The organism is Chryseobacterium sp. R2A-55, from assembly GCF_021401085.1.
Classification (GTDB): Bacteria; Bacteroidota; Bacteroidia; order Flavobacteriales; family Weeksellaceae; genus Kaistella.
The window spans coordinates 1-6,464 of record NZ_JACBFP010000020.1; the positions used below are offsets into that span (position 1 = coordinate 1).

Below are 6,464 nucleotides of genomic sequence, written 5' to 3' on the forward strand. Positions count from 1 at the left end.
CCTTTGTCCTGCAGCGAAGAAAACCCGCAGAACCTGCCTGTCGGCAGACAGGACCCCCTTCCAAAGGCTATCAAACGCCACAAAAAAAAGCAGTAATTCTAAAAAACTGCTTTGTAGCTCTAAATTCTAAAAACGGTAACTCCATAGAAGAACAAATATTGAAGAAAAGCCACCGGAGCTTCCGTTCAACGGGCTTTCATTTCTTGTCTTGCAGACAAAACGAAAGCTTAGTTATTGTCTGCAGTTTTTTTATTGAACCAAGGAGTTTTCGCACCAATCAACAACATTTCCATTAGTTACAATAATATCAAAATTTTGTCCGTATTCATAATCTTGTTTATTCAAAAATATTCTGGTCAAGAATGAATTTTGGGAAATTTGAATTGATGGTGATATTTTCAAATTGAATTTGTTGATTAATATTTTGTTGATTTTATATCTCAATTTTCCGGATTTTCGTTTTACTGTTTTTAATTCTTTTATAAATTTTATATTTTTTGGTATAGTAAGATTTTTTGAAGTTGAATTTTTGAGATTTGCAAACTCTCTCATTTTCTTTAACTCAAAATTATTATTGAAACTAAATTCTGTATTGCTAATTCCTCTTGGATCTCTTTTACAATTTGAATAATCCCATAAAATCATTTCAACAATGGTTTCATCATCTATTTTTACTTCTGGATTTTCAAAATCAGTTTTATCGATAATTTTTCCATCATAAAATACTTTTGCATTCTTTATTTTAGGGAGTAAATTTTCAGAAAAAAAATCTAAACTTATTTGTTCTGTTTGAGCAAATAAAAGATTTGAAAATAAAACCAGAAAAATCGAAAATTTCATTTTGTAGACGGCTTTTTGGGAAAATTCTGACTAACGTTAAATGTAAATATTGATAATCAGATAGTTATATGTTTTGATTTTTTGACCATTTGATTTTCCAAAATAGTAAAAATTAGAAGAGAACCTAGTGCGCTGCTTCAAAGTCTCCTGACTTTGAGCATTTAAAAACCTACTCTCCATAATTATTATATTTCCAAAACGCATTCTTTCCCCCGCTGGCAAAGTCTCCTGACTTTGAGCCTATTTCCCCACATTCAACAACGTCCCACTCCCGCTCCCCAACACCGTGCTCGGCATCACACCATCCCATTTCAGCACACGCTGATATTCCACATAAGTAGGCGTAATTTCCTGCTGTTTCAGGCTGATGGCTTTAGCTTCCGCCTGTGCCCTGATCACCATGGAAGCCGAATCTCCTTTTGCCAACTGTATCTTCCGCTGCGCATCGGCTTGCGCAACACGCGCCTGCGCTTCCGCTTTAATCGCATCAGCATCTGCCGTCGCCTTGTCTTCAATCGACTGGCGGATGGCTTTCGGAGGCTGGATATTGGTTTTCAGCTGGGAAACCATAAACCATTTCCCGATTCTTTTATTCACTTCCGACAGAATTTCTGCCTCATAGGTTTCCCGGTTGTTGAACAGGTAATCAATCGAATGTCGGTTCGCCACATCATTGATGGCCCCAATGATGGCATTGTTCAGCCAGCCTTCCTGTATCGCTTCCAGCCCGCCCTTTTTATAGGTGGATCTCAGATTGGTAAACATATCAGACGCGGTAGATTCCTTCACCGAATAGTTGAACGAAGGCTTGATCGGACAGGGAAACCCGCCTTTGGCCACGATAATGGATTCGGGATATTCAATATGCCTCTGGTCGAGCGGAACTTCCTGGATTTCCTGGGTGTATTTGTTATAGAACACCACACCCGAAACTTCTTCGGTATTGGAAGCGCCCCGCTTATCACCGAGTAAATTGATGAGAAGCCCTTTGTGACCTACGCTGATCACTTCGTAATTCATAGGCTGAAACAGGGCTGCAAGAACCGTTAACAGAATAAAAGTAACCGGTTTCCACTGAATGCCGACAGGCTTTTGATTCCCGTTTTTATCCGGTGCAGAAAGTTTCAGGATGTTGAGTTTTTTTGTGATGATTCCAATGGTAACAAGCACTGCGATCATCACCAGGAGTAGAAATGTTAGAGACATAAATAGTATTTAGTTGTTAATTCTTAAAAGTACTCATTTTAGCGAATCCCACAAAAAGGAAAACCGCAAAACAGCAAATATTTTCCGATCCCGGAAATAAATAAACCGGAAAAATCACTTAAATAACTCCTCTGAGCCCCCCGTAAAATCCTGACAACAAAGGAAAAAACTCCGTCAGGAATATAGCCGGTATTTTTCATGACCTTACAGTGTATATTGTTACCGTGAAAAAAACCCGAAGTTGCCTCTTTTACAGAGCAGATATTGTATCGAGCGGAGCACCCATAGACACTTTATCCACTGGTTAAACCAAAAAATCCGGTACAGTTACCCGGCTCCCCTATCGATGCTTCATGGATGCTTCATGGATACTCCATAGATACTCCATAGATACTTCATGGATAGTTCATGACATCCCCGGAGGAAAAACCGGAATAAACGGCACTTTTCGGCAGACACTCCCAAGTTGGTAATTCACGCTCCGCTCCTGCCTCAGTTAGAAAAATACATCCGGCTTCAGGGTCTTATTCATTTTTCACTTCTTCTACAGATCATTGTTTGCCAACATCATGAACAAAAAAAGTCCGGCACAATACCGGACTTCATTTATTAAAGATAATCTGCTATTTCTTGATCACTTTTATCTGGTGCACATTTTCCCCTGCTTTTACAGAGATAATGTAAATACCGGAAGTCATTTTACTCATATCGATTTGACCCGAGTTTGCATTCAAAGTTTTCGCTGCCACTTTTTGGCCGGAAACACTATAAACTTCCACTGAATCAATCCTTGATGAATTGTTGATATTCACAAAATCAACTACTGGATTCGGATAAATGTTCACTACATTCTTATGGACAGTTTGAGTTGCCAATACTATTCCTTCAAACTCATCAGCCCCGATATCAGGGGTCGTAGCACTTCTTGCGTCCCCATCAATATCTATGGTAACTGTAGCTATCGGCGTGCCTGTATTGCTGAGCGCATTATTACCTGTCGTAGTCAAATGTAAATCTGATGAAGAAACAAATGAAGGCAATGCATTTTTAGAATTTTCATCTCTCGTACCGATTGCGGCGCGCCAGTCATCAAAGGTTGAATAATAGTTCGTACCTTCTCTACCTACATAGTTCTTAGCATCTCCGGCAGCATAAACATCGTTGTAATCAGAAGTCAGTGTTCCCGTAGTTCTGTGATTGGCATAAGCTACTTTAACTCCGGTTCCTGCACCTGTTCTTGTATTTACAAAAATATTGTTTTTCACCCAAGAGCTGTTTTGGTAAGCACCTCTGTATGCGTAAGATTCAATCGTTCCGTTAGCTGTTCCGCTTAATACTACGGTATTGTAGTAGATATACATATCTGAACCCGGGTCTAACTGATCATAAATACCTACAATAGCATTCGTAGTACCGGGATTGGCATTGGTATTATTGAGATTCCAAATCATATTATTGGAAATTTCCATAGTAGATGGAGTTGCAATCGTGTAACCATTGATTCCTACTGCCCCTCCTGTAGCCAAAGAAGTGGTAAGGTCATGAATCTTATTACCTGTATATTTAGGTGATTTTATCGTTGTTCCATTTGGCCAGATTCCGCATATAGAAGCAGTAGATACTGAAGTGGCAAATATATCGTTATTGGAAATGGTGAAACCATCGGAATTCCCGGCATCGCTTACTCCAATCGCTGCAAAATCAAATATTCTGTTTCTGGTAACCAGGTTATTGGTATTGTGCTTAGCGGCGGTACCTGAATTAAATATTGCAATATTAGGTTTAGAAGTACCCTGGGTAATATCGTTATTAGATATCACATTATTATTATTTCCTGATGCAGCGGTTGAGGTAGAGAATACCAGAACGCCACTTGTAGTTCCTGTAGCCCGACCTGTTATGATGCTGTTTTTAACGGTATTATTTGACGCACCATTGATAAACCTTATGGCACTTGCGCCTGAGCCGGTACTCAGATTAGAAATGGTAAGGTCTTTTGTGGTTCCACCCGCAGTTAATGAGCCGTCAATAGTGACATTATTTGCACCATTGAGGTTGATTAAAGCAGCAGTGCTTGTACCCGAAATTGTTCTTGCCGCTCCGGTTGGTTTGATGGTGATGCTGTATCCACCTGTGAACGCATTAAGCGAATTTGTTCCCGTTTCAGCAGTTAGGTTATTTGCGATGTTAATGGTAACGTCTCCTGCAATACCCACTGCGTTGATGGCAGCAAAAATACCACCTGCGTTAGTCAGCGTAGGATAATCTCCCGGTACATTGTAAGTACCGCCGCTAAGTGGCGGAGGAACATCTGTAATGGTAAGTGTGGCAGGATTGGTTGCGCCAAGAGTTGCCCCTCCTGTAGCATTAGAAAGTGTTAAAATAACAGTTTCACCCGGGTCAGCCACTGCATCCGTCAAAAGAGCCACGTTAAAGGTTTTGGGGGTACTATCGCCACTTGCCCAGCTCAGGGTTCCGGATGTGGCAGTATAATCACTGCCTGCTGTTGCAGTGCCGTCGCTGGTTGCATAATCAACAGAAACAGCACCATCACCTCCTCCCGTTCTCATTACCGTAACAGTAGCACTTGTTCCTTCAGTTCCCGCATAATTCAACGAGCTGAATTGAAGCACACCCGGACCTGATGGAGTGGAGTAAACCAATTGCAAATTTGGTCGGTTGCTGTTGATTGTCCCGGTTCCGCTAGGAGGATTAGTATCTGTTTCCCAATATTGATGACCGCTTGTGGAGGTGGAATATCTCATTGCCCGTGAGGTGGAAGTTTCAAGACCCGATCCACCTGAGTTTGTCTGTACAATTACTTCAAGATTGTTACCGGTATAGGGGAACGGAGTCGTTAATGGATAACATTTCCATTCGCCTGCAGTAACTGCACCTATCTCACCGGAATAAACTTCAACAGCCCCGGTTAATTCCGTTGCAACAGTTGTTGCTGCAGCAAAATTAGTGGCAGTAGTAGTTTTCATACTGATCTTTAACGGAACGGTTGGAACAGCAGTGCCTACCGTGTTCGCATACCAGCAAACCTGACTGACTTCATTACCGGCAACCATACCATGTTCTGCCGCACTGTATATTGCCGCTGAACGCTGATAACCAAAAAATCCTGTAAGCGGATATCGCTGTCCACCCGTATTGGTATTGGCCGCCGGAATAGTCACTGTCTGTCCAAATCCGAAGACAGAGAGCAACAGAAAAAATAAAAGCCGAAGCTTTCCATTAGATGGGATCCGGTTTCCACGCAACCCAAATAATTCAAAAGTTGATTTCTCTTTCATATTAATTGTAATTTTAGTTAATAATCTTCCAAAGTTATAAATATTTCTCAAAGTCACATGAGATTTGTAATAAAATTAATAAAATTTACTGATCCGCTTTATTGATTCATGGAAAGCCTGTTCTGTGACAAGTTTTTATCACAAATAGTACTCCCGCTGATTCCGCACTTTCCGCTGATCACCATGGAAGCCGAATCTCCTTTTGCCAACTGTATCTTCCGCTGCGCATCGGCTTGCGCAACACGCGCCTGCGCTTCCGCTTTAATCGCATCAGCATCTGCCGTCGCCTTGTCTTCAATCGACTGGCGGATGGCTTTCGGAGGCTGGATATTGGTTTTCAGCTGGGATACCAGAAACCATTTCCCAATTCTTTTATTCACTTCCGACAGAATTTCTGCCTCATAGGTTTCCCGGTTGTTGAACAGGTAATCAATCGAATGTCGGTTCGCCACATCATTGATGGCCCCAATGATGGCATTGTTCAGCCAGCCTTCCTGTATCGCTTCCAGCCCGCCCTTTTTATAGGTGGATCTCAGATTGGTAAACATATCAGACGCGGTAGATTCCTTCACCGAATAGTTGAACGAAGGCTTGATCGGACAGGGAAACCCGCCTTTGGCCACGATAATGGATTCGGGATATTCAATATGCCTCTGGTCGAGCGGAACTTCCTGGATTTCCTGGGTGTATTTGTTATAGAACACCACACCCGAAACTTCTTCGGTATTCGAAGCGCCCCGCTTATCACCGAGTAAATTGATGAGAAGCCCTTTGTGACCTACGCTGATCACTTCGTAATTCATAGGCTGAAACAGGGCTGCAAGAACCGTTAACAGAATAAAAGTAACCGGTTTCCACTGAATGCCGACAGGCTTTTGATTCCCGTTTTTATCCGGTGCAGAAAGTTTCAGGATGTTGAGTTTTTTTGTGATGATTCCAATGGTAACAAGCACCGCGATCATCACCAGGAGTAGAAATGTTAGAGACATAAATAGTATTTAGTCTCTCCTTAAAACGCCATCAACATATTGACAATCAATAAATTAATTGTAATTTTTCTTGTTTTTCTTTGCAGGATTTTGTATATTTGAGCATTAAAACCTTGCAAATATGTTGGGG

4 protein-coding genes are annotated in these 6,464 nt (G+C 41.5%); all 4 read right to left on the minus strand.

The annotated features are described in order from the left end of the window. Nucleotides 1–249 precede the first annotated feature (249 nt). The 4 genes from L0951_RS13495 to L0951_RS13510 all read right to left on the minus strand — a co-directional run bounded on the left by L0951_RS13495 (nucleotide 250) and on the right by L0951_RS13510 (nucleotide 6,334). Complete coding sequence (locus tag L0951_RS13495) at nucleotides 250–840, minus strand: hypothetical protein (RefSeq protein WP_234111785.1); 591 nt, start codon at nucleotides 838–840, stop codon at nucleotides 250–252. A gap of 240 nt (nucleotides 841–1,080) precedes the next feature. After that, nucleotides 1,081–2,046, minus strand: a complete 966-nt coding sequence (locus tag L0951_RS13500) for an SPFH domain-containing protein (protein WP_234111786.1) — start codon at nucleotides 2,044–2,046, stop codon at nucleotides 1,081–1,083. 623 nt (nucleotides 2,047–2,669) lie between these two features. After that, nucleotides 2,670–5,345: a Calx-beta domain-containing protein gene (locus L0951_RS13505; RefSeq protein WP_234111787.1), complete on the minus strand. Its 2,676-nt coding sequence runs from the start codon at nucleotides 5,343–5,345 to the stop codon at nucleotides 2,670–2,672. A 98-nt stretch (nucleotides 5,346–5,443) separates the two neighbouring features. Further along, nucleotides 5,444–6,334 (minus strand): SPFH domain-containing protein, encoded by an 891-nt coding sequence (locus tag L0951_RS13510; RefSeq protein WP_234111788.1) that lies wholly within the window; start codon nucleotides 6,332–6,334, stop codon nucleotides 5,444–5,446. Nucleotides 6,335–6,464: the final 130 nt, after the last annotated feature.